Source organism: Modestobacter versicolor, assembly GCF_014195485.1.
Lineage (GTDB): Bacteria > Actinomycetota > Actinomycetes > Mycobacteriales > Geodermatophilaceae > Modestobacter > Modestobacter versicolor.
In genome coordinates this window covers 3217803-3241070 of sequence record NZ_JACIBU010000001.1, presented here as the reverse complement: position 1 = coordinate 3241070, position 23268 = coordinate 3217803, and the positions used below count along the sequence as shown (strand labels likewise).

Below are 23268 nucleotides of genomic sequence, written 5' to 3'. Positions count from 1 at the left end.
CCGGTGCTCGGGGACTGGCGGGAGATGGTCACCGACGCCGCGTTGACCGCCGCCGTCGGGCCCGAGGTGCTCGCCCGCGCCCGGCCCCTCGTCGCGCGCAGCGTGCTCGACGTCCGGCTGGCGGAGGACGCCCGCCGGCTCACCGGCCTGGTGCAGGGCGAGGGCCCCGAGCCGTACCGGACCATCGTGGTGCGCACCGACGGCGGCCGGGTCGGCTGGGCCGGCGCCTGCACCTGCCCGGTCGGCGACGACTGCGAGCACGCCGTCGCCGTGCTGCTCTCGCTGCGCCCGTCGGTGCTGGCCGCGCCCGGCGGTCGCCTCCGGGGCCACGCGGCGGCCCCCGGCTGGGAGGAGCAGCTCGAGGAGCTGGTGAGCGCGGCCACCGGCGGTGCCACGAGCGCCGCGGTGCCGATCGGCCTGCAGTTCGAGCTGGTCGAGCCCGAGCCGGGGCGGGGGCGCGCGTCGATCGGTGCCCCGGGCACGCGGCAGCGGCTGGTCCGGCTCCGGCCGGTCGTCCCCGGCCGGCAGGGCCGGTGGGTGCGCACCGGCGTCTCCTGGCGGCAGCTGCAGTACGACACCAGCCGCGCCACCTGGGACCCGCTGCACCTGGCCGCGATGCGCGCGCTGCACGCCACCCACCAGGCCGCCCGCAACCAGTACTACTCGTACGCCCCGGTCGACGTGTACCTGCACGAGTTCGGCCCGGGGCTGTGGCGGCTGCTGGCCGAGGCAGTGGCCGACGGCGTCCCGCTGATGACCGCCGACCGGGCTCCCCGGCCGGTGCTGCTCGCCGAGGGCGACGCGGACGTGGCCGTCGACCTGCGCCGCGACGGCCGCTCCACCGCCCTGCACGCCGTGCTGCGGCTCGGCGGCCGCGCGGTCGACCCGGCCGCGCTCTCCTTCCTCGGCGTGCCCCCGCACGGGGTCACGATCGACGGGCCGGACCGCGACGAGGCGCCCGACGGCGCGCCCGGCCTGGTGCTCGCCCGGCTCAGCCGGCCGGTGCCGCCGGTGCTGGCCGGGCTGGTGGCGCGCGGCGAGGCCATCGGCATCCCGGCCGGCGACGTCGACCGGTTCCTGCGCGACTGGTACCCCGGGCTGCGGCAGGCGGTGCCGGTGATCTCCGCCGACGGCTCGATGGAGCTGCCGGAGGTCGTGCCGCCGCGGCTGGCCGTCGAGGTGCGCTACCCGGGCGACGCCACGGTCTGCCTGAGCTGGTCGGTGCGCTACGGCCCCGACCGGGTGTTCGCGCTGGACACCGCACCCGGTCCCGGCCGCGACGCCGCCGCCGAGCAGCAGCTGGTCGAGGCGCTGCCCGGCCCGGTCGGCGGGCTGCCCGAGCTCTGGACGGCCGAGCGCCGGCTCGCCGCGACCGTCGAGCTGACCGGCACGGAGGCGATGGACCTCACCACCGAGGTGCTGCCCGCGCTGCACGCCGACCCGGACGTCGACGTCACCGTGGTGGGCACCCCGACGGCCTACCGGCACACCACCTCGGCGCCGCAGATCTCCTTCACCGCCCGCGACAGCCGGGAGTCCGACTGGTTCGACCTGGGCGTCAGCGTGACGATGGACGGCCAGCACGTCCCGTTCGCCACGCTGTTCCAGGCCCTCGCCGCAGGGCGCACCCGGCTGGTGCTGCTGTCGGGCACGTACTTCTCGCTGCAGCGGCCGGAGTTCGAGCAGCTGCGGCTGCTGATCGAGGAGGCCCGGGCGCTCCAGGACGTCCCCGGCGACGGCGTCAAGGTCAGCCGCTTCCAGGCCGGGCTGTGGGAGCAGCTGCTCGGCCTCGGGGTGGTCGAGGAGCAGAGCGAGCGCTGGACCCGCGAGGTCCGCGGGCTGATCGACGCCGAGCACGCCGAGCCGCCCCCGCTGCCGGCCGGGCTCACCGCCGAGCTGCGCCCCTACCAGCGCGAGGGCTACGGCTGGCTGTCCTTCCTCTGGGACCACCGGCTGGGCGGGGTGCTCGCCGACGACATGGGGCTGGGCAAGACGCTGCAGACGCTGGCCCTGCTCTGCCGGGCGCACGAGGCCGGCGAGCTGGACGACGCCCCGGTGCTGGTGGTCGCGCCGACCAGCGTGGTGTCGACCTGGGCCCGGGAGGCCGCGCGCTTCGCCCCCGGGATGCGGGTGGTCACCGTGGCCGAGACCGAGCGGAAGCGCGGCACCCGGCTGGCCCGCGAGGTGACCGGCGCGCACGTCGTCGTCACCTCCTACGCGCTGTTCCGGATCGACTCCGAGGCGTGGGCCGGGCTGCCGTGGCGCGGGCTGGTGCTCGACGAGGCGCAGTTCGTGAAGAACCACCAGGCCCGCACCTACCAGTGCGCGCGGCAGCTCCGGGCGCCGGTGAAGTTCGCGCTGACCGGAACCCCGCTGGAGAACAGCGTGATGGACCTGTGGGCGCTGATGTCGATCGTCGCCCCCGGCCTGTTCCCCGACCCCGAGCGGTTCACCGAGTTCTACCGGGTCCCGATCGAGCGGGACGGCGACGCCGAGAAGCTCGCCGTGCTGCGCCGTCGGATCCGCCCGCTGATGCTCCGGCGGACCAAGGAGCTGGTGGCCGCCGAGCTGCCGCCCAAGCAGGAGCAGGTGCTCGAGGTGGTGCTCAACCCGCGGCACGAGAAGCTCTACCAGACCCACCTGCAGCGCGAGCGGTCCAAGGTCCTGGGCCTGGTCGAGGACATGTCGAAGAACCGGATGACGATCTTCCGGTCGCTCACCCTGCTGCGGCAGCTGAGCCTCGACCCGGCCCTCGTCGACCCGGCCTACGCCGACGTCCGGTCCAGCAAGGCCGACGCCTTCCTGGAGCAGCTGCGCGAGGTGGTCGCCGAGGGCCACCGGGTGCTGGTGTTCAGCCAGTTCACCCGGTTCCTGGGCAGCATCCGCGACCGGCTGACCGCCGAGGGCGTCGACTGGGTGTACCTGGACGGGCGCACCCGTGACCGGGACGCCCGGATCGAGGAGTTCCGCACCGGCACCGCCCCGGTGTTCCTGATCAGCCTCAAGGCCGGTGGCTTCGGGCTGACCCTCACCGAGGCCGACTACGTCTTCGTGCTCGACCCCTGGTGGAACCCGGCGAGCGAGGCGCAGGCCGTCGACCGGGCGCACCGGATCGGCCAGGACAAGACGGTGATCGTCTACCGGCTGGTGGCCGCCGGCACCATCGAGGAGAAGGTGATGGAGCTCAAGGCCCGCAAGCAGGCGCTGTTCTCCCGGGTCGTCGGCGACGGTGCGCTGGCCTCCGGTGCGCTGACCGCCGACGACGTCCGCGGCCTGTTCAGCTGACCCGCCTCGGCTCGCCGCGGTAGGTGCCGAAGCTCCACAGGTTGCCCTCGGGGTCCCGGACGGCGAACTCCCGCGAGCCGTGGTCGGTGTCCTCCAGCGGCCGGAGCACCTCCGCGCCGGCGGCCACCGCCCGGGCGAACAGCGCGTCCGGGTCGTCGGTGACCACGTAGCAGCCGGTGCTGCCCGGTTGCACGTGCCACCCCTGGGCGCCGTCGTCCCGCACCGACCCGAGCATCACCCCGCCGCCCAGCGGCCAGGACAGCTCGGCGTGGGCCACGGCGTCACCCTCGCCGTACACGGCGGTCTCCTCGAACCCGAACGCGTCGACGAGGAACCGGATCAGCGCGCGGGCGTCCCGGGCGCGGAACGCGGGCCAGACGGTGGGCGGCGGTGCATCAGAGGTGGTCATGGCCCGACCCTGCCGCCCCGGCCGCCGTCCCGTCTTGGACGAACCCGAGCTCGGCGGCCAGCCACCCGGTCGGCGGCAGCCCGCTCAGCGCCCGCCACTCGCGGGTCAGGTGCGCCTGGTCGGCGTACCCGGCGGCCACGGCCAACCCGGCGAGGTCCAGCGCTCGGCCGGCGCCGGCCCGGGCCGCCAGCGCCCGCCGGGCGCGGTCGAAGCGGACCACCCGGGCGGCCGCCTTGGGGGTCAGCCCGGTCTCGGCCCGGAAGCGCTCGCCCAGGTGCCGGTCGGACCAGCCGACCCGGTCGGCCACCTCGCGGACCCGCAGCCGGCCGCCGGCCGCCGTGGTGAGCCGCCACGCCTCGGCGACCTCGGGGGCGGGCGCGGCGTGGGGGTGAGCGCCGCGCAGCAGCACCTGCTCGACGGCGGCGAACCGGCCCGGCCAGTCCGTCGCCGCCCGCACCCGGTCGACGAGCTCGGCCCCCCTCGCGCCCAGCAGGTCGGGGACCGCGACGTCCAGGCCGGCCAGCGCACCGGCCGGGACGCCGAGCAGCGCCCGGGCACCCAGCGGGGTGAGCGCGAGCTGCAGGCCGACCTGCCGGCCGGGGTGGACGATCAGCGCCGGCCGGGTGTGCAGCCCGCCGACCAGGCCGTCGTAGCGGCCGGGCGCCTGCTGCGGATCGGGGTGGGCGGCCACCACCAGCGGCTCGTCCAAGGTCACCACGAAGGTCAGGTGCGGCGAGGGCAGCCCGCGGTGCACCCCCGGCGCCAGCCCCTCCTGCCGGTAGCCCACGGCGGTGGCGACGTACCGGCGCAGCGCTGGGTGCACCCGGTGCTCCACCCACTCGCTGCCCACGGGGTCAGGCCAGCGGGTCGGTCCGGACGGCGAGGACGACGATGTCGTCGTCCCGGGGCTCGACGACCCGCGCCAGCACCCGGTCCAGCAGCGCGTCGAGGGGCAGCTGCGACTGCCCGCCGAGCGCCTCCACCAGCTGCGCGGTGCCCGCGTCGATGTCCCGGCCGGCGGCGCGCTGCTCGATCAGGCCGTCGCTGTAGAACAGCAGCGTGCTGCCGGCCGGCAGCTCGGCCAGGTGGTCGGTCCGGGCAGCTTCCGGGAGGACGCCGACGAGCAGCTCCGGCCGGGTGCCGAGCACGTCGACCCGCCCGTCGGCGTGCAGCAGCAGCGGCGGCGGGTGCCCGGCGTTCGTCCAGCGCAGCACGTGACCGCCGGCCGGGCGGTGCTCGATGCGGCCCAGCACGACGGTGGCCAGGGTGTCGACCGACAGCGTCGCCATGGCTCGGTCCAGCCGGCGGACGGTCTCCGACGGCGGCTCGTCGCGGTCGACGGCGTACCCGCGCAGCAGGGTGCGCAGCTGGCCCATGTCCGACGCCGCGGTGATGTCGTGCCCGGACGTGTCGCCGACCGCGACCACCAGCGCGCCGTCCGCCGTCCCGAAGGCGTCGTACCAGTCACCGCCCACGGCGTCCCCGGAGTGCGCGGGCACGTACCGCGCGGCCAGTGCCGTCCCGTCGCCCTGCGGCAGCCGGGTGAGCATCGCCCGCTGCAGCTGCTCCGCGACGCCGGACCGCTCCTCGAGCAGCTCCTGCGTGCGGCGGAACTGCTCCGCGGCCCGGCGGGCGGCCTGGTCGGCGCGGTCGCGCATGGTGCGCAGCTGCAGCTCCGAGGAGCACGCGTCGGCCAGGTCGGCCAGCACCGCGAGCTCGTCGGTCGACCACCGGTGCGGCCGGTCGTGGATCGCGCACAGCGACCCGACGACGACGCCGTCCGCGTCGACCAGGGGCATCCCGGCGTAGGCCACCACCGCGAGGTCGCGGATGGCCAGGTTGTCCCGGACCAGCGGGTGCACCCGGGCGTCCTCGACCACCAGCGGCTCGCCCGCGGTCACCACGTGCTGGCAGAACGAGTGCGTCAGCGGCGTGCGCCGGCTGGACGCGTACGGCTCGGGCAGCCCGGCGGCACCGGGGAACACCTGCTCCTGGGCGTCGACCAGGCTCACCAGCGCGACCGGGACGCCGAGCTGGCGGCGGACCAGCCGGACGAAGCGCTCGAACGCGGGGTCGGGGACCGCCGGGAGCGGGGTGATGACCGGGAGCGGACGGGTGTCGGTCGGCACCACGCCTGCCTCGTCCGTGGTCACGCGGATCATGCTACGGGCGATGGACCCCTGGCGGATCCGTCCCGACCCGGTGACCTGGGGCGGGTCAGCGGTCGACCCTGGCCGTCCCGCGGCGCAGCGCGAGGCCCTGCAGCAGCAGGCTCGCGGCCAGCACGGCGCCGACGCCCTCCCCGGCCCGCAGCCGCAGGTCCAGCAGCGGCTCGCAGCCCAGCGCCTGCAGGACGGCGTCGTGCCCGCGCTCCCGGCTGCGCTGACCGGCGACCAGAGAGGACTGCACGGCTGGTTCGAGCTGGACGGCGACCAGCGCGGCCACCGAGGTGGCGAAGCCGTCGACCACGACCACCGCCCGGGCCTCCGCGGCACCCAGCGCGACCCCGGCCAGCACGGCCAGCTCCGGGCCGCCGAGCTCGGCGAGGGCGGTGCGCGGGTCGAGCCCGGTGCCCGCCCGGTGCACCGCGGCGGCCACCACCTGCAGCTTGCGGGCCAGCATCGCGGCGTCCGCGCCGGCCCCGAGCCCGGTGACGTCGGCTGGTTCCACGTGCAACAGCGCGCAGGCCAGCGCCGCCGCCACGGTGGTGTTGCCGACGCCGACCTCGCCGAGCGCCACCAGCCCCCGGGCGCCGTGCTCCACGCCCAGCCGCCGCCCGGCCTCGACCAGCCGGGTGACGTCCGCCGCCGTCATCGCCGGGGCGCCGGCCAGGTCGCCGCGCGGGTCCCGCGGGCGGGCCGCGACCGCACCGGGCACCGGCCCGCCGAGCACCCCGGCGTCCACCACGACCAGGTCCAGCCCCGCCGAGCGGGCCGCCGTCGCGCCCAGCGCCACGCCCGCCACGGCCGCGGTCACGACGTCCCGGGTGGTCGAGGCGGGGTAGGCGGAGACGCCGGCGGCGGCGACCGGGTGGTCGGCACCGGCCAGCACCAGCACGCCCCCGGTCAGGTCGGCCCGGCCGAGCGCGACCGCCCGGTCGACGGCGCGGTCCAGCACACCGAGCGAGCCCGGCGGGGTGAGCAGCCGGTCGGCGTCGTCCCGGGCGCCGACCACGTTGGCCTGGTCCGGTGCCCGGAGCCGCGACGGGGGAGCCGGGACGTCGTCCGCCGGCCAGCGGTCGGCCAGGACGACGTCGGCGAGCGGGAGCCGCCGGGACCACGCCGCGCGCTCCAGCCCGGGCGCGGGCGGGCGCTCGTCGGGCCAGCCCAGGCACAGCCAGCCGAGGGTGACCACGCCGTCCGGCAGGCCGAGCAGCTCGGCGAGCTCGTCGGGGCGGAACAGGGTCACCCAGCCCAGACCCAGCCCCTCGGCGCGGGCCGCCAGCCAGAGGTTCTGGATCGCGGCGGCGCAGCTCCACAGGTCCGCGTCGGGGAAGGTCGCCCGGCCGAGCACCCCGGTCGCCGGCGTCCGGCGGTCGCAGCAGACGACGACGCCCAGCGGCGCCTCGCGGACGCCCTCCAGCTGCAGGTCCAGCAGCCGCGCGCCGGCCTCCGGCTCCAGCTGGGCGGCCTGGCGCAGCCGCTCCCGGTCGGTGAGCACGGCGGCCCGGTCGCGCAGCGCGGCGTCCCGGACGACGACGAAGCGCCACGGCTGGCTGTGCCCCACCGACGGCGCCTGGTGGGCGGCGGCGAGCACCCGGGTGAGCACCTCGTCGGGCACCGGGTCGGGGCGGTACCGGCGGACGTCCCGGCGCGCGCCGATCGCCCGGTAGAGGCCCGCCCGGTCGGCCTCGGGGAGCGCCCAGCCGGCCGGGTCGGCGGCCCGCTCGGAGGCCGCGGTGCCGTCGCCGATGAGCGGGACCGGCCGGGGCCAGGTCACCCCTCGACCTGGGCGAGGAACCGCCGGACCGCCTCCAGGAACACCTCGGGCTGCTCGGAGTGCACCCAGTGCCCGGCGTGCTTGACCCGCACCAGCCGGGTCGACGGGAACAGCGCGTCCATCCGCGGCCGGTCCTCGTCGAGCACGTAGGTGGAGCCGGCGCCGGCGATCCACAGCACCGGGCCCTCGAAGGTCGCACCGGGCGGCGGGTCGGGCCAGCGGCGCAGCTCGCCCAGGTCGCGGGCGAGGGTCTCCAGGTTCAGCCGCCACCGCCAGCCGCCGTCGGCCCCCACGCCGTCACGCACCAGGCTCTGCAGCAGGAAGGACCGGACCATCGTGCTCGGGACGGCGTCGCGCAGCGCGGCGTCGGCCTCCTCCCGGGTCTGCAACTGGTCGAGGTCCACCGCCTGCATCGCGGCGATGAACGCGGCGAAGGGCGAGGCCTCCTCGTCCGGGTCGTCGGTGCGGCCACCGGTCTCCGGGTAGTCGACCGGGGCGATGTCGACGACGACCAGCGCGCGCAGCAGCTCCGGACGGCGCAGCGCCAGCTGCATCGCGACCTTGCCGCCCATCGAGTGCCCGACCAGCGTCACCGGGTCACCGAGCACCGCCAGCTCGGCGGCGACATACTCGGCCATGTCGCCGTAGTCGACCCGGTCGGTCCACGGCGAGTGCCCGTGGTTGGGCAGGTCCAGCAGGGTGACCCGGTGGCCGTCCTCGGCCAGCCGTCGGGCGATCGTCGTCCAGTTCCTGCCCTGACCGAACAGCCCGTGCACGAAGACGACCCGCGGCCCGGAGTCGCCGAGCGTGCGGGCCGCCAGCCGGATGGGGTCGGTCATGCCCTCATCCCACCAGACGCGCGGCCGCTGCCGATGTCGCTCCCCGGGATCGTCGGTGGGCACGCCTAGCCTCCTCCCGGTACGCCGCCGACTTCCCCTGGAGACCTCTGTGCCCGGACGCCGCCGGCGCTCGTCCAGCTCGTCCCGCACCACCCGGTCCGCTGCCTCGACCACGGCCACCGCGAAGAAGGCCGCACCGAAGAAGGCTGCTCCTCGGACCCGGGCGGCCGCCAAGCCGGCCACCAAGGCCGCCACCAAGCCCACCACCAAGCCCACCGCCAAGCCCACCGCCAAGCCGGGCGCCGAGCTGCCGGTCGCCCGGGCGGGGGAGCGGGTGTGGGTGCTCGCCGTCCCGTTCCGCGCCCCGGCGCCGGGCGCGAGCTGGCACGCCGGGCTGTCCGCGCACGTGTACGTCGGCCCGTCCCTGCCGGCCGCGCTGGCGCCCTACGACCCCGGCCCGTACTCCTACGAGCGGTTCGTCGAGGACGAGCTCAACGCCGAGCCGCGCCCGGTTCCGCCGGCCCGCCCGATGACCCCCCGGGCCGAGCAGGTGACCGGTGCGCGGGTGATCGCCGCACACGCCGCCGCCGGGGGGCGGATGTTCCTGCTCGGCGACGACCCGGGCGTGGGCAAGACCGGCACCGCGGTGCTCGCGGTGCAGCAGGTCGCCGACCAGCGCCCGGTGCGCTCCGTGCTCGTGGTGGCCGACCGCCCGGCGGCGATCACCGTGCCGCACTGGGCGCGCTCGATCGCCGCGTTCGGGGACGGCGGGCTGCGCTGGTGCGTGACCACCTGGGACCGGCTGGGCAAGGTGGCCGGGCTGATGAAGGCGACCGGCACCCGGTTCGACGTGGTGATCGCCGACGAGGCGCACATGGTGCGGCACACGACGACGCAGCGCTGGAAGCACTGGAAGGCGGTGTCCGGGGCCGGCCGGGTGAAGGACGCCCCGTTCGTCCTGCTCGCCACGGCGACCCCGGCGCACACCCCGCTGGAGCTGCCCTACCTGGCGCCACACTTCGCGGCCGTGCACGGCGAGCCTCTGAAGGAGTGGTCGGACCTGCCCACCCGGCTGGCCGCGCACGGGTTCCACGTGGAACGTGCGCGCTACGGGTGGAGCTGGACCGAGGACGCCGACGAGCGCCGGGCCGACCTGGCCACGCTGCGCCGCTGGCTCGCCGACACCGACCCGCCGGCGACCCTGCACCGGCCGGCGCCGTGGGGACCGGTGAGCGTCACCGGCACCCCGGTCGAGCTGACCCCGGCCGAGCGCGCGCAGTACGAGGCGGAGTGGTCGGAGTTCCGCGCCGAGATGCAGCTGGCCCGGCGCAAGCGGGAGACCGCCCGCGGCCGCGCAGCGCTGCTGCGGTTCCGGCAGAAGGCCGGGCTGATCCGGGCGGCGGCCACCGTCGACTGGGTGAAGGCGCAGGTGGAGGCCGATCGGCAGGTGGCGGTCTCGGTGGAGTTCGTGGAGACGGCGGCCGACCCGATCCGCGAGGCGCTGCTGGACGGCGGCATCGCGGTGGCCGGCATCTACGGCCGGGACCGCTTCGACGTGGAGGCCGAGCGGCTGCGGTTCCAGACCGGCGAGGCGCCGGTCTGCGTCTTCACGGTGACCGCCTCGATCAGCCTGCACGCCGGCGAGCTGCTGCCCGGCGGGCAGACCGCGTCGACCACCCCGCGGGTGGGGCTGTTCCACCAGCCGCGGTTCTCCGGGATCGCCGCGCGCCAGGTCACCGGCCGCACCCACCGCGACCACCAGGTGTCCCCGTGGCGGGTCGCCTTCGCCTCCGACACGGTCGAGGAGGACGTCGCCCGGGTGATGGTGGAGCGGCTGGCGGTCACCGGGTCGACCGCCGGCGGCGACACCGCCGGGCTGCAGCAGATCGCCGAGCTGCTCGAGGCTGACTGGCTGCCGGCGACGTCGCTCACCGGCAGCGACTGAGCGGCCAGCGGGGGCGACGGAGCCGTCAGCGGGCGGCGCCGGCCAGCCGCATCGGCAGGTGCGGGATCCCGTCCTCGACGTAGTCCGGGCCGGAGCGGCGGAAGCCGAACCGCTCGTACCAGCGCTCCAGGTACGCCTGGGCGCCGATGTCGATGGTCCGGCCGGCGCACAGCTCGATGCCCCGCTGTACGAGCTGGGCGGAGAGGCCCTGGCCGCGGGCGCTCTCGGCGGTGGCGACCCGGCCGATCGCCCGGTCCTCGCCGTTGACCAGCACCCGGATCGTGGACAGCACCGTGCCGTCGGCCGCCTCGTGCCACAGGTGCACGGTGGTGGGCTCGGTGTCCCGCCCGTCGAGCTCGGGGTACGGGCAGTTCTGCTCGACCACGAAGACGTCGACCCGCAGCCGCAGGATGCCGTAGAGCTCGGTCGGGGTCAGCTCGGTGAAGGGCGCCTCGCGCAGGAGGGGTGCAGCGGTCACCCGCCCATCGTCGCAAGCCTCAGGCAGCCGTTCGCCGGAGGTGGTCCCGGTGGACCAGCAGCGCCCAGACGACGTGCTGCAGGTCTATCCGCTCCCCGCCGGCCGGCATCTCCGTCCCGCTCGCCGGGCCCGGGACCAGGGTCAGCAGCGGGCCTGCACCCCGCGCCGCTGCCGGGACCCCGTCGAGGAAGGCCGTGTCGGCCGGTGCCCAGACCCGCCGACCGGTGCGGTCGTGCACCACCAGCTCGCGGCCCCGGCGGGTCATCACCAGCTCCTCGTCGTGCACCAGGCCGTGGTCGACGTCGCACAGCAGCACCATCCCCGAGACGTCCGTGCGGCCACCCAGCCGCCAGGGCCGCAGGTGGTGGGCGTGCAACCGCTCGATCCGGGTCTCGGTGCAGCCCGGGCGGGCGCAGCCGCCGTCACGCGCCAGCAGCGCGCGGCGCTGCGCCCTGGTGGCCAGCCGGCGGCGCCGGCCCAGCGCGAGCGGCTGGCCGTCCCGCTCGACGATCACCGTCAGGGCCGCCTCGCACACCATCCGCCGCACCTGGGCCGGCGCCAGCGCCGGACCGCCCTCCAGGTGGGCCCGCCCCGCGGCGGCGTCGTCGGCCAGCACGTCGGCGTCCACGTGCACCACGACCTCCCGGCGCGGCGGGTCGCCCGCCCGCCGGTCGGCGTCGGCGGCGGCCTCGGCCAGCTGGCCCAGCGCCCGGCAGCGCCGGGCGCTCATCCGTTCCCGCGGGAACGCGTCCGGGTCGGCGGGGCAGTCGTCGACCGGCGCCTGGTCCGTTGCCGCCGCCCGCGTCGCAGCCGCCCGTTCCCGGCGGGCGTCCCGTTCGGCCAGCGACTCGACCGCCGCCAGCAGCGCAGCACCCGACTCTCCGTCCATCCGGACCTGCAGGGTCAGCATGCCGTCGGCGTCCCAGTGCCACTGGAAGGACCGCTTCTCGGCGACCCGGCCCTCGTCCACCTCGTCGGAGCGGCGCCAGGCCCGGACCACCCGCTCCACCTGGGAGGCCGTGGCGTGCGTGGCCAGCTCGACCAGCTCGATCTCGGTGCCCGCATCGGCGACCCGGGTGATCGCCCGGACCTTGGAGTAGGAGAGCCGGCCCGCCGAGAACGCTGCCGCGGTGACCGGCAGCCCGCGGAGCGAGCGGGCCACCCGGACGTGCTCCCGTGCGGCGCCCGGGCTCATCCCGCACTGCCAGGCCAGCCAGTGCGCGCAGCTCTGGACGCCGACCTCGCCCCAGCCCTCGCGCTCGTCGAACTCGGCGACCAGCTCCAACCAGGCTGCGGTCGCCGCCGCCAGCCGCACGGCACCGGACCTGATCTCCCGGCCCAGCTCCTCGACCGACCGCACGGCCGGTGCTCCGTCGAACGCCATGACTGCTCCCATGGCCCGACGCTAGGACCGGGGTGCGACAGGACCGCTGGTCAGCGGGGCGCCGGGCGTTCCCGCGGGAACGTCAGCCGACCGCGGGACCGTCAGCCGACCGCGGGGACGTCAGCCGACGGCGGGAACTCAGCCGACCGCGGCGTACTGGGCGGCGATGTCGTCGGCGGTGAGCACCGTCGTCCAGACGCCCACGTGCGCGACCGAGCCGGCGAAGTACGGGCTGTCCGGCGTGCCCGCCCAGTTGGTGCCGATCGTGTCGTAGCCGACCCGCCAGAACCCGGTGAAGACCTCGGCGCTGGTCGCCTGCCGGCGGGAGGCCACCAGGGCGCCGTCCACGTAGAGCCGCAGCCCGGTGTCGGGGGAGAAGGTCGCCGTCATCTGGTGCCAGGCGCCGTTGTTGTACGAGCCCGGCGACGTCGTCGTCTCGTGGTCGCCGTCGTACACGCCGAAGGTCAGCTTGCCGGAGTTGGTCATGTAGACGTGCCGGTCGTACTGGCTGGACGCCGCGCCGTTGGTGCCGTTGCCGAAGCCGATGAGCTTGCCGCCGCTGGTCGTGGAGGTGGCGAACCACAGCTGGACGCTGAACACCTGCGGGTTGGAGACGGCCGACGTCGAGTACACGTACCCGGAGCTGCCGTTGAGCCGGACCGCCTTGCCGTCGCCACCGCAGACCGGCCCGGGCACCCGGTAGGTCACCCCGGTGCTGCTGTAGAAGCCGTTCACCGACCCGGCGTAGATCCCGCTGTTGACCGCGGTCGGCCCGGCGGACTCCTGCAGGGCCAGGTAGGCGGGCGCGCTGGCGCCGGCGGAGGTGCAGCTGAAGTACCGGGCGGCGGCCCAGGTGTTCGCGTCGTTGGCGGTGGTCGCGGTGAACGTCGCCCCGGCGGCGGAGAGCCCGGGCAGCACGCCCAGCAGTGCGGTGAGCCCCAGCGCCGTCGCCGGCACCACGACGCGGCCGGCCCGGCCGAGCCGCCGGCGACCGCGGGGTGCCGGGGGAGCCGGGCGGTCGGGGTCCTCGGGTGCCCGGTGCAGCAGGGCCAGGGCGACGAGCGCGGCCAGGACGGCGGCGCTGCCGGCCAGCGGCAGCAGCTGCCCCTCGGTGGCCCACAGCACCGGCAGGCCGAGAGCGGGCAGCCGCAGGGCCCCGACCCCGTGGACGGCGGAGGGGTCGACGAGCTGCGGGTCCGGGGACGCGTTGGCGTCGCCCTGCAGCTGCAGGCCGCCGTCCTCGATGCCGACGAGCCGGTGCAGCCGCAGCTGGCCGGGCGCGGCCGGGTCGTCGACGAGCAGCACCTGGCCGACCGCCAGCTCCGCGGCGGCCACCGGCCGGACGACGGCGACGTCACCGGGGGAGACGCCTGGCTCCATCGAGCCGGAGAGCACGACGCTGGTCTCCCAGCCGACGGCGGTGGGCGCGACGGAGGCGAGCAGCAGCAACGCCAGCGTGCCCAGCAGCGCGCGGGCCACCGTGCTGAGCACGAGGGCGGCACGGGAGGCGCGCCAGGTCGGGGGCAGGGGAGCGGTCACCGGGTCCGGGCCTCCCAGACGAAGGTGAGCGTGGCGGTACCGCTCTGCACGCTGTTCGGCGTGGACGCCGGCAGCGTGTAGCTGATCCGGTAGACGCGGGTGGTCGGGGCGCCGCCGGTCGTCGTCCAGCTGCCGACGCCGACCGCCCAGCTGTCGGTCGGGAAGGCGGCCACGGTGCCCGTGTAGGCGGCCGCGCCGGAGGTGGTGAAGCCGGCGCAGGTGCTGCTGCTGCCGCCGGTGCCGACGGCCACGGTGAGGGCCAGCTGGCCGGCCAGCCCGTTGGTGGTGCTCCGGCCGGTGCCGTAGAGCCGCACGGTGGACGGCGACCCGCTGGCGGTGACGGCGATGCACTCGGTGGCCGTGGCGCCGGGCTTGAGGCCGGTGGCGGTAAACATCCGCACCGCGGAGTCGTCGTCGGTGAGGGTCAGGGTGCCGGTGCTGACCGTGGGCAGCGCCTTGGGCGTGGTCGAGTCGCTGAAGCCGGCGTAGGCGGAGTGCCAGACCAGCCCCGCGGCGAGCACGAGCGAGCTGCCCGCGGCGACGGCTGCCGCGGTGCGCGCAGAGCGCGGCCGCCGGTGGCGGCGCAGACGGGACCTCACGCCCACCCATCGACCGGTCGGGGCGCGACGTTGAGCCCGGGCATCACCCGACCGGGTGACGGCGAGCGGTGCTAGCGTCGCTGGCCGGCACGGGGTGTCCCACCGGGGACTGAGATCACACCCGTCGAACCTGCTCCAGCTGACACTGGCGAAGGGATGGCCCGGCGATGGACGCCACCTCTCTGCGTGCTGCCTCCACGGCGCTGCGCGACTCCGCACCCCTGGTGCACTGCCTGACCAACACGGTGGTGCAGACCATCACCGCCAACGCGCTGCTGGCCATCGGGGCCGCGCCGGCCATGGTCGACGACCCGGCCGAGGCCGGGGAGTTCGCCGCCATCGCCTCCGCGGTGCTGGTGAACGTGGGCACCGTGCAGCAGCGCACCGCCGAGGCGATGCGGCTGGCCGCGCGGGCGGCCAACGAGGCCGGCACCCCCTGGGTGCTCGACCCGGTCGCGGTCGGCGGGCTGACCTTCCGCACCGAGCTCGCCGCCGACCTGGTCGAGCTGCGCCCCACGGTCGTCCGCGGCAACGCCTCGGAGGTGCTGGCGCTGGCCGGTGCCGGCAAGGGCGGGCGGGGCGTCGACAGCACCGCCGACCCGGACGACGCGCTGGAGGCCGCCGGCGAGCTGGCCCGGCGCACCCGCGGGGTGGTCGCGGTCAGCGGTCCGGTCGACGTCGTCACCGACGGGGACACCGTCGTCCGGGTGGGCGGCGGTTCGCCGCTGCTGACCCGCACCACCGGCGCCGGCTGCGCGCTCGGCGCGATCGTCGCCGCCTACGTCGCCACCGCCGGTGACCTGGTGACCGCCACGGTCGCCGCCCACGCGCACGTCGCGCTGGCGGCCGAGGCCGCGGCCGCGCTCGCCGACGGGCCGGGCACGTTCGCGATCCGCTGGCTGGACGCGCTGGACGCCGTGGACGGCGAGACCCTGCTCCGCGCCCAGCTGTCCTGATGTCCCGCCCGTTCGACCCGACGCTCTACCTGGTCACCGACACCGCGCTGTGCGCGCCCCGGTCGGTGCCGGAGGTGGTGGCCGCTGCGGTGGCCGGCGGGGTGACCGCCGTCCAGGTGCGGGACAAGACGGCGAGCCGCCGCGAGCTGCTGGCGCTCACCCGCGCGGTGCAGGCGGTGCTCGCGGCGACGCCGTCGGTGCGCTTGATCGTCAACGACGCCGTGGACGTCGCGCTGCTGACCGGCGCGGACGGCGTGCACGTCGGCCAGGACGACCTGCCCGCGCCCGAGGTGCGGGACCTGCTCGGGCCGAACGCGCTGATCGGGGTGTCGGTGGGCTCGGCGGCCGAGCTGGACGACGTGCTGGCGCTCCCCGCGGGCACCGTCGACCTGGTCGGCCTGAGCCCGGTGTGGTCGACGCCCACCAAGCCCGACACCGGGGCGGCGCTGGGCCTGGAGGGCACCCGCGCGCTCGCCGCCCGGGCCCGGGCCGGCGGGCTGACGTCGGTGGCGATCGGCGGCATCCACGCGGACACCGCCGCCGCGGTCGCCGCGACCGGGGTCGACGGCATCTGCGTGGTCTCCGACGTCTGCGCGGCCGCCGACCCCGCGGCCGCCGCCCGCACGCTGCGCGCCGCGCTCGCCGGGGAGCGGGTGCCGGCGTGACGGCGGCCGTCGCGCTCACCGTGGCCGGCAGCGACCCCAGCGGCGGGGCCGGGGTCCAGGCCGACCTGAAGACCTTCAGCGCGCTGGGCGCCTACGGCACCGCGGTGCTCACCGCGCTGACCGCGCAGAACACCCGCGGCGTCACCGGGGTGCACGCCGTCCCGGCGGAGTTCGTGGGGGAGCAGCTGCGCACGCTGCTGGCCGACGTCACCGTGCACGCCACCAAGCTCGGCATGCTCGGGACGGCGGAGGTCGTGCGCGAGGTGGCCGCGGTGCTCGCCGACCGCCCGTCCGGCCCGGTGGTCTGCGACCCGGTCATGGTGGCCACCAGCGGCGACCGGCTGATCTCCGAGGACGCGGTCGACGCCGTCCGCACGGTGCTGCTGCCGGTCACCGACCTGATCACGCCGAACGTGCCGGAGGCCGCCGCGCTGCTGGACGTGGCGCCGGCGACGACGGTCGAGGAGCTGGCGCCCCAGGCCCAGGCGCTGCTGGCCCTCGGCCCGGGCGCGGTGCTCCTCAAGGGCGGGCACCTCGGCGGCGCGGAGAGCGTCGACGTGCTGGTCACCACCGACGGGGTGCTGCAGACCCGCCGGCCGCGGGTGGACACCACGTCGACCCACGGCACCGGCTGCACGCTCTCCTCGGCGCTGGCGGCGCTGGCCGCCCGCACCCGGCTGGCCGCGCCGGACCAGCCGACCGAGTGGGCGCCGCTGGTCGAGGGCGCCCGCGACTACCTGCAGGCCGCGCTGGTCGCCGGCGCAGCGCTGGAGGTGGGGTCCGGGCACGGCCCGGTGCACCACTTCGCCGGCTGGTGGCCGGCCTGAGGCGCTAGTCCTCTTCGGCCAGGACCTCGCGCAGCACCCGGGCGGCCAGGTCGTCGCCGCCTGCGGCGGCGATGGAGAAGTGCTCGATGGCGCCGTCGACGTCACCGGCGTCGAGCAGCAGCACGCCCAGGTTGTGGTGGGAGTGCAGGTCACCGCCCTCGATGCCGGCCCGGTAGGCGGCCTCGGCGGCGATGTCGTCGTCCAGCTCGTCGCGGTAGAGGTTGCCCAGCGGCAGCCAGCTGGCGACCTCGCCGTGCAGCGCGCCCTCCTCGAGCAGCGCCCGGGCCTCCTCGACGCGGTCGGTGCCGCGGAGCAGGTGGGACAGGCTGGTGCGGGCGTGCTCGTAGACGGCGACGCCGGCGCGCAGCAGCGGCTCCAGCGAGGGGTCGCGGGTCTCGTCCCAGCGCCAGCAGGCCAGGGTGGCCGCCGCGACGTCGTCACCGGCGTCCGCCGCCACCTGCACCCAGTGCCAGGCCTCCAGCTGGCGCCCGGACTCGCGCAGGTCGTAGGCCAGCTCCAGGGCCGCCGAGGCGTTCCCGCGACCGGCGGCCCCGCGGAGCTGGCGCTCGGCCTCCGCGGCGCCGCGCTGCACCCGCAGGGTGTCGGCCAGCACCGCCCAGCCGTTCGGGTCGCCGCAGTCGACCGCCTGGCGGGCCGCGTGCTCGGCCTCCGCCCAGCGGCCGAGCCGGCGCAGGTCGTGGGCCAGGTTCAGCCAGGCGTCGTCCTCACCGGCGTCGGCGGCCTCCCGGTGCACCTCCACGGCCTCCGCCCAGCGGCCCAGGGCGCTCAGGCTGTTGCCGAGGTCGAACAGGGCCACCGGGTCGCCGCCCACCGCCGCGCGGCGGAAGAGGACGACGGCCTGCTCGTGCTCGCCGAGGTCGGCCAGCTCGCACCCGCGGTCGATCAGTGCGTCGACGTCCAGGTCGTCGTCGTCTCGGGGTGCGGGCACGGCAGGGAGTCTGCCGTGCCGAGGGGCGTCCGCCCACGACCTGAGGGGGGTCACCCCCCGACAGGGGTGGTCCAGTCGGGTGGGTCGGCCGGCTGGAGGTCCGGGTCGTCGGCGGCGAGGGTGCGCACCCGGCCCGGCGGCGTCCGCGGACCCTCGAACCGCACGGTGACCCGGTTCAGCCCGCTGCCCCACACCCAGCCCGCACCGTGGTCGGGGTGGACGACGTCCTGGCCGGGGTACCAGGCCACGACCGCGGGCCCCGGCGCCGGGTCGGCGGGCACCGGCTCGGCCGGCAGCTCGGTGGTCTCCTCCGCCTGCTCCACCGCCTCGGCGAACAGGTCGCCCTGGGCGTACGGGGAGAGCCCGGAGACGCCGACGCCGAGCAGCCGCAGGCCACCGCTGCGGTCGACCGCCGCCAGCAGCCGGCGGGCCACCTCGGCGATCTGCCGGGGGTCGTCGACGGGCTGGGGCAGGGTGAGCGAGCGGGTGAGCGTGGTGAAGTCGTAGCGGCGGACCTTGAGCGTGACCGTGCGCCCGGAGGTGCCCGACCGCTGCAGCCGCGAGCCCACCCGCTCGGCCAGCGCGTCGATCTCAGCGGTCAGCCGGGCCGGGTCGGTGAGGTCGCGGGCGAACGTCTCCTCCGCGCTGACCGACTTCGCCTCCCGGTCGGTGATCACCGGGCGGTCGTCGTCGGCCCGGGCCAGCCGGTACAGGCCGGCACCGTGCGCCTGGCCGACCAGGGTGGTGAGGTCGACCAGCGTCATCCGGTGCAGGTCGCCGACGGTCTTCACCTTCACCTGCGCGAGCCGCTCGGCGGTCGCCGGGCCGACCCCGCCGAGGCTGCGCACCGGCAGCGGGTGCAGCACGTCGAGCTCGCTGCCGGCCGGGACGACGGTCAGCCCGTCGGGCTTGTCCAGTTCCGAGCCGATCTTCGCCAGCGACTTGGAGGTGCCGATGCCCACCGACCCGGTGACCCCGCCGGTGGCCACGGCCAGCCGCGCCTTGAGGTCCTCGGCCAGCGCGGTCACCCCGGCCACGGACAGGTCGTGGTCGCCGGCGGCCAGGTCGACGTAGGCCTCGTCGATGGAGACCGGCTCGACCAGCGGGGACAGCTCGCGCAGCATCGTCATGACGACGTCCGAGGTGCGCTTGTACGCGGCGAACCGCGGCCCGAGGAAGGCGGTGCCGGGTGGGCAGATCCGCCGGGCCTCGGCGGTGGGCATGGCGCTGCGGGCCCCGAACGCGCGGGCCTCGTAGGAGGCGGTGGAGACCACGCCGCGACCGCCGGTGCCGCCGACGACCACCGGCCGGCCGCGCAGCGAGGGCTTGTCGCGCTGCTCGACGGCGGCGAAGAAGGCGTCGAGGTCGAGGTGCATGATGCTCGGCTCGCGCCGCACGCCGTCCCCACCTCCCCGCCGTCACCCGTCCCGCCGTCGCCGGACCCGACCCTCGATGATGCCCCGCCGGTACAACGGGAGCGCGCAGGCGAGGATGGACCCGTGACGGAACCCAGCGCGTGGACGCAGATCACCCAGGCCGACCCCGGGCACTCGGCCGCCTACGTCCAGCGGTTCCGCACGCTGGCCGCCCAGGGCGCCGACCTGGCCGGTGAGGCCCGGCTGGTCGACGCCCTGCTGCCGCGCGGCGCCCGGGTGCTGGACGCCGGCTGCGGGCCCGGCCGGGTCGGGGCGGTCCTGGCCGACGCCGGGCACACCGTGGTGGGCGTCGACGGCGACCCGGTGCTGATCGCCGCCGCGGAGGAGGACCACCCCGGACCGCGGTGGATCGTCGGCGACCTGGCCGAGCTCGACCTCGGCGAGCAGTTCGACGGCATCGTCTGCGCCGGCAACGTGATGGCGTTCCTGGCCCCCAGCACCCGGCGGGAGGTGCTGCGGCGGTTCGCGGCGCACCTGGTCCCCGACGGGCGGGCGGCGATCGGCTTCGGCGCCGGGCGCGGGTACCCGTTCGAGGAGTTCCTGGACGACGCCCGCGCCGGTGGGCTGGTGCCCGACGTCCTGCTGTCGACCTGGGACCTGCGGCCCTACGCCCCGGACGGGGACTTCCTGGTGGCGGTGCTCCGCCGGGTGTAGGCACCTGGCATGACGTTCCTCCCCGACCCGGCGACCTTCTCCCGGCGCGCGGACCAGCCCTCGGCCGGCCGCACCCGGTTCGTCGCCACCGGCAGCCAGACCCGCGGCGACTACGGCCTGTTCGAGGTCACCATGGCCCCCGGCGGCAGCGGCCCGGGCCCGCACCTGCACCGCACGTTCAGCGAGTCCTTCCACGTGCTCGAGGGCTCGTTGGACGTGCTGGCCGACGACGGGTGGACGACGGCGCACGCGGGCGACCTCGTCTACGTGCCCCGGTCCGGGGTGCACGCGTTCCGTTCGGCCGGGCCGGACGTCGGGGCTCGCTTCCTCATCCTGTTCACCCCGGGGATCCCGCGGGAGGAGTACTTCACCGGGCTGCTGGAGCTCCACGCGGACGGCCGGACGCCGACCACCGCGGAGATCGACGCGTTCGCGCTGCAGCACGACCAGCTCAACCTGCACGACTGAGCCACTCGCGCCGCCTGGCCTCACTCGCAGGCGACGCCGTCCCCGTCGCCGTCCATGCCGTCGGACCAGCCGGGGTCGCCGCGGTGCAGCGGTGCCGCACCCGCTGCGCGGGCGGCGGCGCAGTTCTCGAAGGGCTGGGCCGGCGTTCCCGCGGGAACGTCCGCCGGGGCCGGGGCCGGGGCCGGCGTGGTCGGCGCGGGCACCGGCTCACCGGGGCAGTCCCCCAGCACCCGGGCGATGGCGTCGTGCTCGGCCGGGGTCACCCACAGCTCGTAGGCGGCCTTGACCGCCACCTGGCGCGCGACGTAGGCGCACCGGTAGCCGCGGTTGCCGGGCAGCCAGGTCGCGGCGTCGCCGTCGCCCTTCTGCCGGTTGGCCGAGTAGTCGACGGCCAGCAGGTTGAGCGAGTCGTTGGCGAAGGCAGTCCGCCGGGCCTCGTCCCACCCGAAGGCGCCGGTCTGCCAGGCGTCGCTGAGCGCCACCACGTGGTCGATGTCCACGCTGCTGCCGTCGCCTCGCTCGAAGGCGATGGTGGTGCCGGTGTACGGGTCGGCCAGGGTGCCGCTGAGCACCACGCAGTCCCGGGTGCCGGGCTTGAACGCCTCGGCGGTCAGGTCGCGGGCCAGCACGTCGTTGCGGGTGTCGCAGCCGTTGCGGTCGACGTCGGCCCACTGCGGGCCGAACTGGTCGCGGTCGTAGCCGGTCTTCGGCGCGCGGCCCTTGACCGCAAGCGTCGCGAGGACGTCGGTGGCGGCCTGCCCGGCGACCGGGGCGCTCGCCGAGGCCTGCTCGGCGGCCTCGGACACCGCGTCGGGAGCCGGCGGGGTGGCGCCCACCTCGCCGGGCTGGCAGCCGGCGGTGGCCAGCACCGCCAGGACGGCGAGCGCGGCGTAGCGCTGTTTCACGTGGAGCCCCCGGGGAGTCGGTCGGCTCTCGACGCTAGGCGCGCGAGCGGCGCTCCCCGGGGACCTCGGACGGCCGTGTCGCGCGGCGGTCGGGTGGACGGGCCGGTCAGTTGGCCATGTCGACGAAGCGCGAGTAGTGGCCCTGGAAGGCGACGGTGACGTTCGCGGTCGGGCCGTTGCGGTGCTTGACCAGCATGATGTCGGCCTCGCCGGCCCGCGGGGACTCCTTCTCGTACATGTCCTCGCGGTGGATCATCATCACCATGTCGGCGTCCTGCTCGATCGAGCCGGACTCGCGGAGGTCGGACAGCATCGGCTTCTTGTCCTGACGCTGCTCGGACCCGCGGTTCAGCTGGCTCATCGCGATGACCGGCAGCTCCAGCTCCTTGGCCAGCAGCTTCAGCGCACGGGAGAACTCCGAGACCTCCTGCTGGCGGCTCTCGACCTTCTTGCCCGAGGTCATCAGCTGGAGGTAGTCGATGACGATGAGCTTGAGGTCGTTGCGCTGCTTGAGCCGCCGCGCCTTGGCCCGGATCTCCATCATCGTCATGTTCGGCGAGTCGTCGATGTAGAGCGGGGCGTCGGCGATCTCGCCCATCCGACGGGCCAGCTTCGACCAGTCCTCGTCGGACAGCGTGCCGGCGCGCATGTGGTGCAGCGGCACCTTCGCCTCCGCCGACAGCAGGCGCATGGTGATCTCGTGCTTGCTCATCTCGAGCGAGAAGATCGCCGCCGGCAGGTGGTGCTTCACCGTCGCGGAGCGGGCGATGTCCAGCCCCAGGGTGCTCTTGCCGACACCGGGACGGGCGGCGATGACGACCATCTGGCCGGCCTGCAGGCCGTTGGTCAGCTCGTCGAGGTCGCGGATGCCGGTCGGGACACCGCGGCTGACGCCACCGCGGGAGGCGATCGCGTCCAGCTCGTCCATCGTGGGCTGCAGGACGTCGGCCAGCCGGGAGTAGTCCTCGCTCATCCGCTTCTCGGTGACGTCGTAGATCTCCTGCTGCGCCCGGTCGACGATGTCGTCGACGTCGCCCTTGCCGCCGGCCGCGCCGTAGCCCAGCTGGACCACCCGGGTGCCGGCCTCGACCAGCCGGCGCAGCACGGCCTGCTCGGCGACGATCGCGGCGTAGTAGCCGGCGTTGGCCGCGGTGGGGGTGGAGGCGATCAGCGTGTGCAGGTAGACCGCACCGCCCATCTTCGACAGCTGGTCGGTGCGGTTCAGCTCGGCGGCGACGGTGATCGCGTCGGCCGGCTCACCGCGCCCGTAGAGGTCGAGGATCACGTCGAAGACGACCTGGTGGGCCGGGCGGTAGAAGTCGGCGCCGTGCAGGACCTCCACCACGTCGGCGATGGCGTCCTTGGACATCAGCATGCCGCCCAGCACCGACTGCTCGGCTGCGACGTCCTGAGGGGGCTGGCGGTCGTACTCCGGAGCCGCGGCCCTCGGCCTGCTGATGTCGTCGACGACCGCCACTGACGTTCCTCCCTCTTCGCCCAGGACCCGGCGGGTGTGCCGGCCGGGTGGGCGCATGTCCCTGTCGAACAACTGTTCGACGTGTACCTACCACCGGGCGCCGACAGTTCGCGCCCGGTGGCAGCGGGGTGGACGTTAGGAAGCTTCTGCGGCCAGGTCCAACACCGCCTGTGCGCAGGGTTCTGCACAACATGTGGACATGTCGGTGGACGAGCACGGTGACCGTGTGGAGGGCCGGGGGGACGGACGCCGGACACCTCCCGGCAACCCGGCCTCCACCTGCGCGGCGACCACTCCCACCCTGTGGACGCGGGAAAGTCCTGGATTGCCCCCGTGTCGCCTGCGCCCGGGCGTGTCGTGTCGTCCCACCGGCCCCACGCACCGCGCCGGCGGCCCCCCGGCCCGGCCGCCGTCCACCGCCGCTGTGCACGTCGATCTGCACAGCCTGTGGACATGTCGACCGGCGGCCCGGTCAGCGGGCAGACGACCCGCGAGGGCTGTGGACGGCCGGTGG

20 protein-coding genes and 1 riboswitch are annotated in these 23268 nt (G+C 76.0%); of the genes, 7 read left to right on the top strand and 13 right to left on the bottom strand.

The features are described 5' to 3' along the window. Positions 1 to 3 precede the first annotated feature (3 nt). Positions 4 to 3285 carry a DEAD/DEAH box helicase gene (locus FHX36_RS15795; RefSeq protein ID WP_343056635.1) on the top strand — a complete coding sequence of 1094 codons (3282 nt, stop codon included), beginning with the start codon at positions 4 to 6 and terminating at the stop codon, positions 3283 to 3285. On the opposite strand, the gene FHX36_RS15790 is transcribed toward FHX36_RS15795, so the two are convergent. From FHX36_RS15790 to FHX36_RS15770, 5 genes are all read right to left on the bottom strand, one after another. Continuing rightward, positions 3278 to 3694 (bottom strand): VOC family protein, encoded by a 417-nt coding sequence (locus FHX36_RS15790; protein WP_110554281.1) that lies wholly within the window; start codon positions 3692 to 3694, stop codon positions 3278 to 3280. The genes FHX36_RS15795 and FHX36_RS15790 overlap by 8 nt on opposite strands. Further along, positions 3681 to 4544: a helix-turn-helix domain-containing protein gene (locus FHX36_RS15785; RefSeq protein ID WP_183513892.1), complete on the bottom strand. Its 864-nt coding sequence runs from the start codon at positions 4542 to 4544 to the stop codon at positions 3681 to 3683. Before FHX36_RS15785 ends, FHX36_RS15790 begins: the two co-directional genes overlap by 14 nt. Before the next feature lie 4 nt (positions 4545 to 4548). Then, a complete protein-coding gene (locus FHX36_RS15780) occupies positions 4549 to 5847 on the bottom strand; it encodes a PP2C family protein-serine/threonine phosphatase (protein ID WP_220036122.1) in 1299 nt (432 codons plus the stop codon). 64 nt (positions 5848 to 5911) lie between these two features. Next, positions 5912 to 7633: a 5,6-dimethylbenzimidazole synthase gene (bluB, locus tag FHX36_RS15775; protein WP_183513891.1), complete on the bottom strand. Its 1722-nt coding sequence runs from the start codon at positions 7631 to 7633 to the stop codon at positions 5912 to 5914. Then, entirely contained in the window at positions 7630 to 8472 is an 843-nt protein-coding gene (locus FHX36_RS15770; RefSeq protein WP_110553728.1) for an alpha/beta fold hydrolase, read from the bottom strand. The genes bluB and FHX36_RS15770 overlap by 4 nt, the downstream gene beginning before the upstream one ends. Before the next feature lie 109 nt (positions 8473 to 8581). Between FHX36_RS15770 and FHX36_RS15765 the strand changes: the two genes are divergently transcribed. After that, positions 8582 to 10417 (top strand): helicase, encoded by a 1836-nt coding sequence (locus FHX36_RS15765; protein ID WP_110553730.1) that lies wholly within the window; start codon positions 8582 to 8584, stop codon positions 10415 to 10417. Positions 10418 to 10442: 25 nt separating this feature from the next. On the opposite strand, the gene FHX36_RS15760 is transcribed toward FHX36_RS15765, so the two are convergent. From FHX36_RS15760 to FHX36_RS15745, 4 genes are all read right to left on the bottom strand, one after another. After that, on the bottom strand, positions 10443 to 10895 hold the full coding sequence (locus FHX36_RS15760) for a GNAT family N-acetyltransferase (RefSeq protein ID WP_110553732.1): 453 nt from the start codon (positions 10893 to 10895) through the stop codon (positions 10443 to 10445). 19 nt (positions 10896 to 10914) lie between these two features. Further along, positions 10915 to 12291 carry an HNH endonuclease signature motif containing protein gene (locus FHX36_RS15755; protein WP_246405498.1) on the bottom strand — a complete coding sequence of 459 codons (1377 nt, stop codon included), beginning with the start codon at positions 12289 to 12291 and terminating at the stop codon, positions 10915 to 10917. A 126-nt stretch (positions 12292 to 12417) separates the two neighbouring features. Beyond that, positions 12418 to 13818, bottom strand: a complete 1401-nt coding sequence (locus FHX36_RS15750) for a LamG-like jellyroll fold domain-containing protein (protein WP_183513889.1) — start codon at positions 13816 to 13818, stop codon at positions 12418 to 12420. Continuing rightward, positions 13815 to 14417: a hypothetical protein gene (locus FHX36_RS15745; RefSeq protein ID WP_146251610.1), complete on the bottom strand. Its 603-nt coding sequence runs from the start codon at positions 14415 to 14417 to the stop codon at positions 13815 to 13817. Before FHX36_RS15745 ends, FHX36_RS15750 begins: the two co-directional genes overlap by 4 nt. Positions 14418 to 14497: 80 nt before the next feature. Further along, a riboswitch (TPP riboswitch) is annotated at positions 14498 to 14591 on the top strand. On the opposite strand from FHX36_RS15745, the gene thiM reads away from it, so the two are divergent. From thiM to thiD, 3 genes are all read left to right on the top strand, one after another. Continuing rightward, positions 14585 to 15373: a hydroxyethylthiazole kinase gene (thiM, locus tag FHX36_RS15740; RefSeq protein WP_110552514.1), complete on the top strand. Its 789-nt coding sequence runs from the start codon at positions 14585 to 14587 to the stop codon at positions 15371 to 15373. It overlaps the preceding riboswitch by 7 nt. Continuing rightward, positions 15373 to 16038 carry a thiamine phosphate synthase gene (thiE, locus tag FHX36_RS15735; protein ID WP_110552515.1) on the top strand — a complete coding sequence of 222 codons (666 nt, stop codon included), beginning with the start codon at positions 15373 to 15375 and terminating at the stop codon, positions 16036 to 16038. Before thiM ends, thiE begins: the two co-directional genes overlap by 1 nt. Beyond that, complete coding sequence (thiD, locus tag FHX36_RS15730) at positions 16035 to 16865, top strand: bifunctional hydroxymethylpyrimidine kinase/phosphomethylpyrimidine kinase (protein WP_110552516.1); 831 nt, start codon at positions 16035 to 16037, stop codon at positions 16863 to 16865. The genes thiE and thiD overlap by 4 nt, the downstream gene beginning before the upstream one ends. 4 nt (positions 16866 to 16869) lie before the next feature. On the opposite strand, the gene FHX36_RS15725 is transcribed toward thiD, so the two are convergent. After that, complete coding sequence (locus FHX36_RS15725) at positions 16870 to 17814, bottom strand: tetratricopeptide repeat protein (protein ID WP_183513888.1); 945 nt, start codon at positions 17812 to 17814, stop codon at positions 16870 to 16872. Between the two features lie 50 nt (positions 17815 to 17864). Then, positions 17865 to 19211 (bottom strand): DNA polymerase IV, encoded by a 1347-nt coding sequence (locus FHX36_RS15720; RefSeq protein WP_110552518.1) that lies wholly within the window; start codon positions 19209 to 19211, stop codon positions 17865 to 17867. 102 nt (positions 19212 to 19313) lie between these two features. On the opposite strand from FHX36_RS15720, the gene FHX36_RS23045 reads away from it, so the two are divergent. Both FHX36_RS23045 and FHX36_RS15710 read left to right on the top strand, forming a co-directional pair. After that, a complete protein-coding gene (locus FHX36_RS23045) occupies positions 19314 to 19904 on the top strand; it encodes a class I SAM-dependent methyltransferase (protein ID WP_110552519.1) in 591 nt (196 codons plus the stop codon). Between the two features lie 9 nt (positions 19905 to 19913). Beyond that, a complete protein-coding gene (locus FHX36_RS15710; RefSeq protein ID WP_110552520.1) occupies positions 19914 to 20372 on the top strand; it encodes a cupin domain-containing protein in 459 nt (152 codons plus the stop codon). Positions 20373 to 20392: 20 nt separating this feature from the next. Here the strand turns inward: FHX36_RS15710 and FHX36_RS15705 are convergent, their stop codons facing one another. Both FHX36_RS15705 and dnaB read right to left on the bottom strand, forming a co-directional pair. After that, positions 20393 to 21277 carry an HNH endonuclease family protein gene (locus tag FHX36_RS15705; RefSeq protein ID WP_110552521.1) on the bottom strand — a complete coding sequence of 295 codons (885 nt, stop codon included), beginning with the start codon at positions 21275 to 21277 and terminating at the stop codon, positions 20393 to 20395. 106 nt (positions 21278 to 21383) lie between these two features. After that, entirely contained in the window at positions 21384 to 22754 is a 1371-nt protein-coding gene (gene dnaB, locus FHX36_RS15700; protein WP_181428780.1) for a replicative DNA helicase, read from the bottom strand. Between the last annotated feature and the right edge of the window lie 514 nt (positions 22755 to 23268).

Coding starts and splice junctions, on each gene's coding strand:
- FHX36_RS15790 (WP_110554281.1), bottom strand. CDS start 3,694: ATGACCACCTCTGATGCACCGCCGCCCACCGTCTGGCCCGCGTTCCGC.
- FHX36_RS15710 (WP_110552520.1), top strand. CDS start 19,914: ATGACGTTCCTCCCCGACCCGGCGACCTTCTCCCGGCGCGCGGACCAG.
- thiE (WP_110552515.1), top strand. CDS start 15,373: ATGTCCCGCCCGTTCGACCCGACGCTCTACCTGGTCACCGACACCGCG.
- FHX36_RS15755 (WP_246405498.1), bottom strand. CDS start 12,291: ATGGGAGCAGTCATGGCGTTCGACGGAGCACCGGCCGTGCGGTCGGTC.
- FHX36_RS15770 (WP_110553728.1), bottom strand. CDS start 8,472: ATGACCGACCCCATCCGGCTGGCGGCCCGCACGCTCGGCGACTCCGGG.
- thiM (WP_110552514.1), top strand. CDS start 14,585: ATGGACGCCACCTCTCTGCGTGCTGCCTCCACGGCGCTGCGCGACTCC.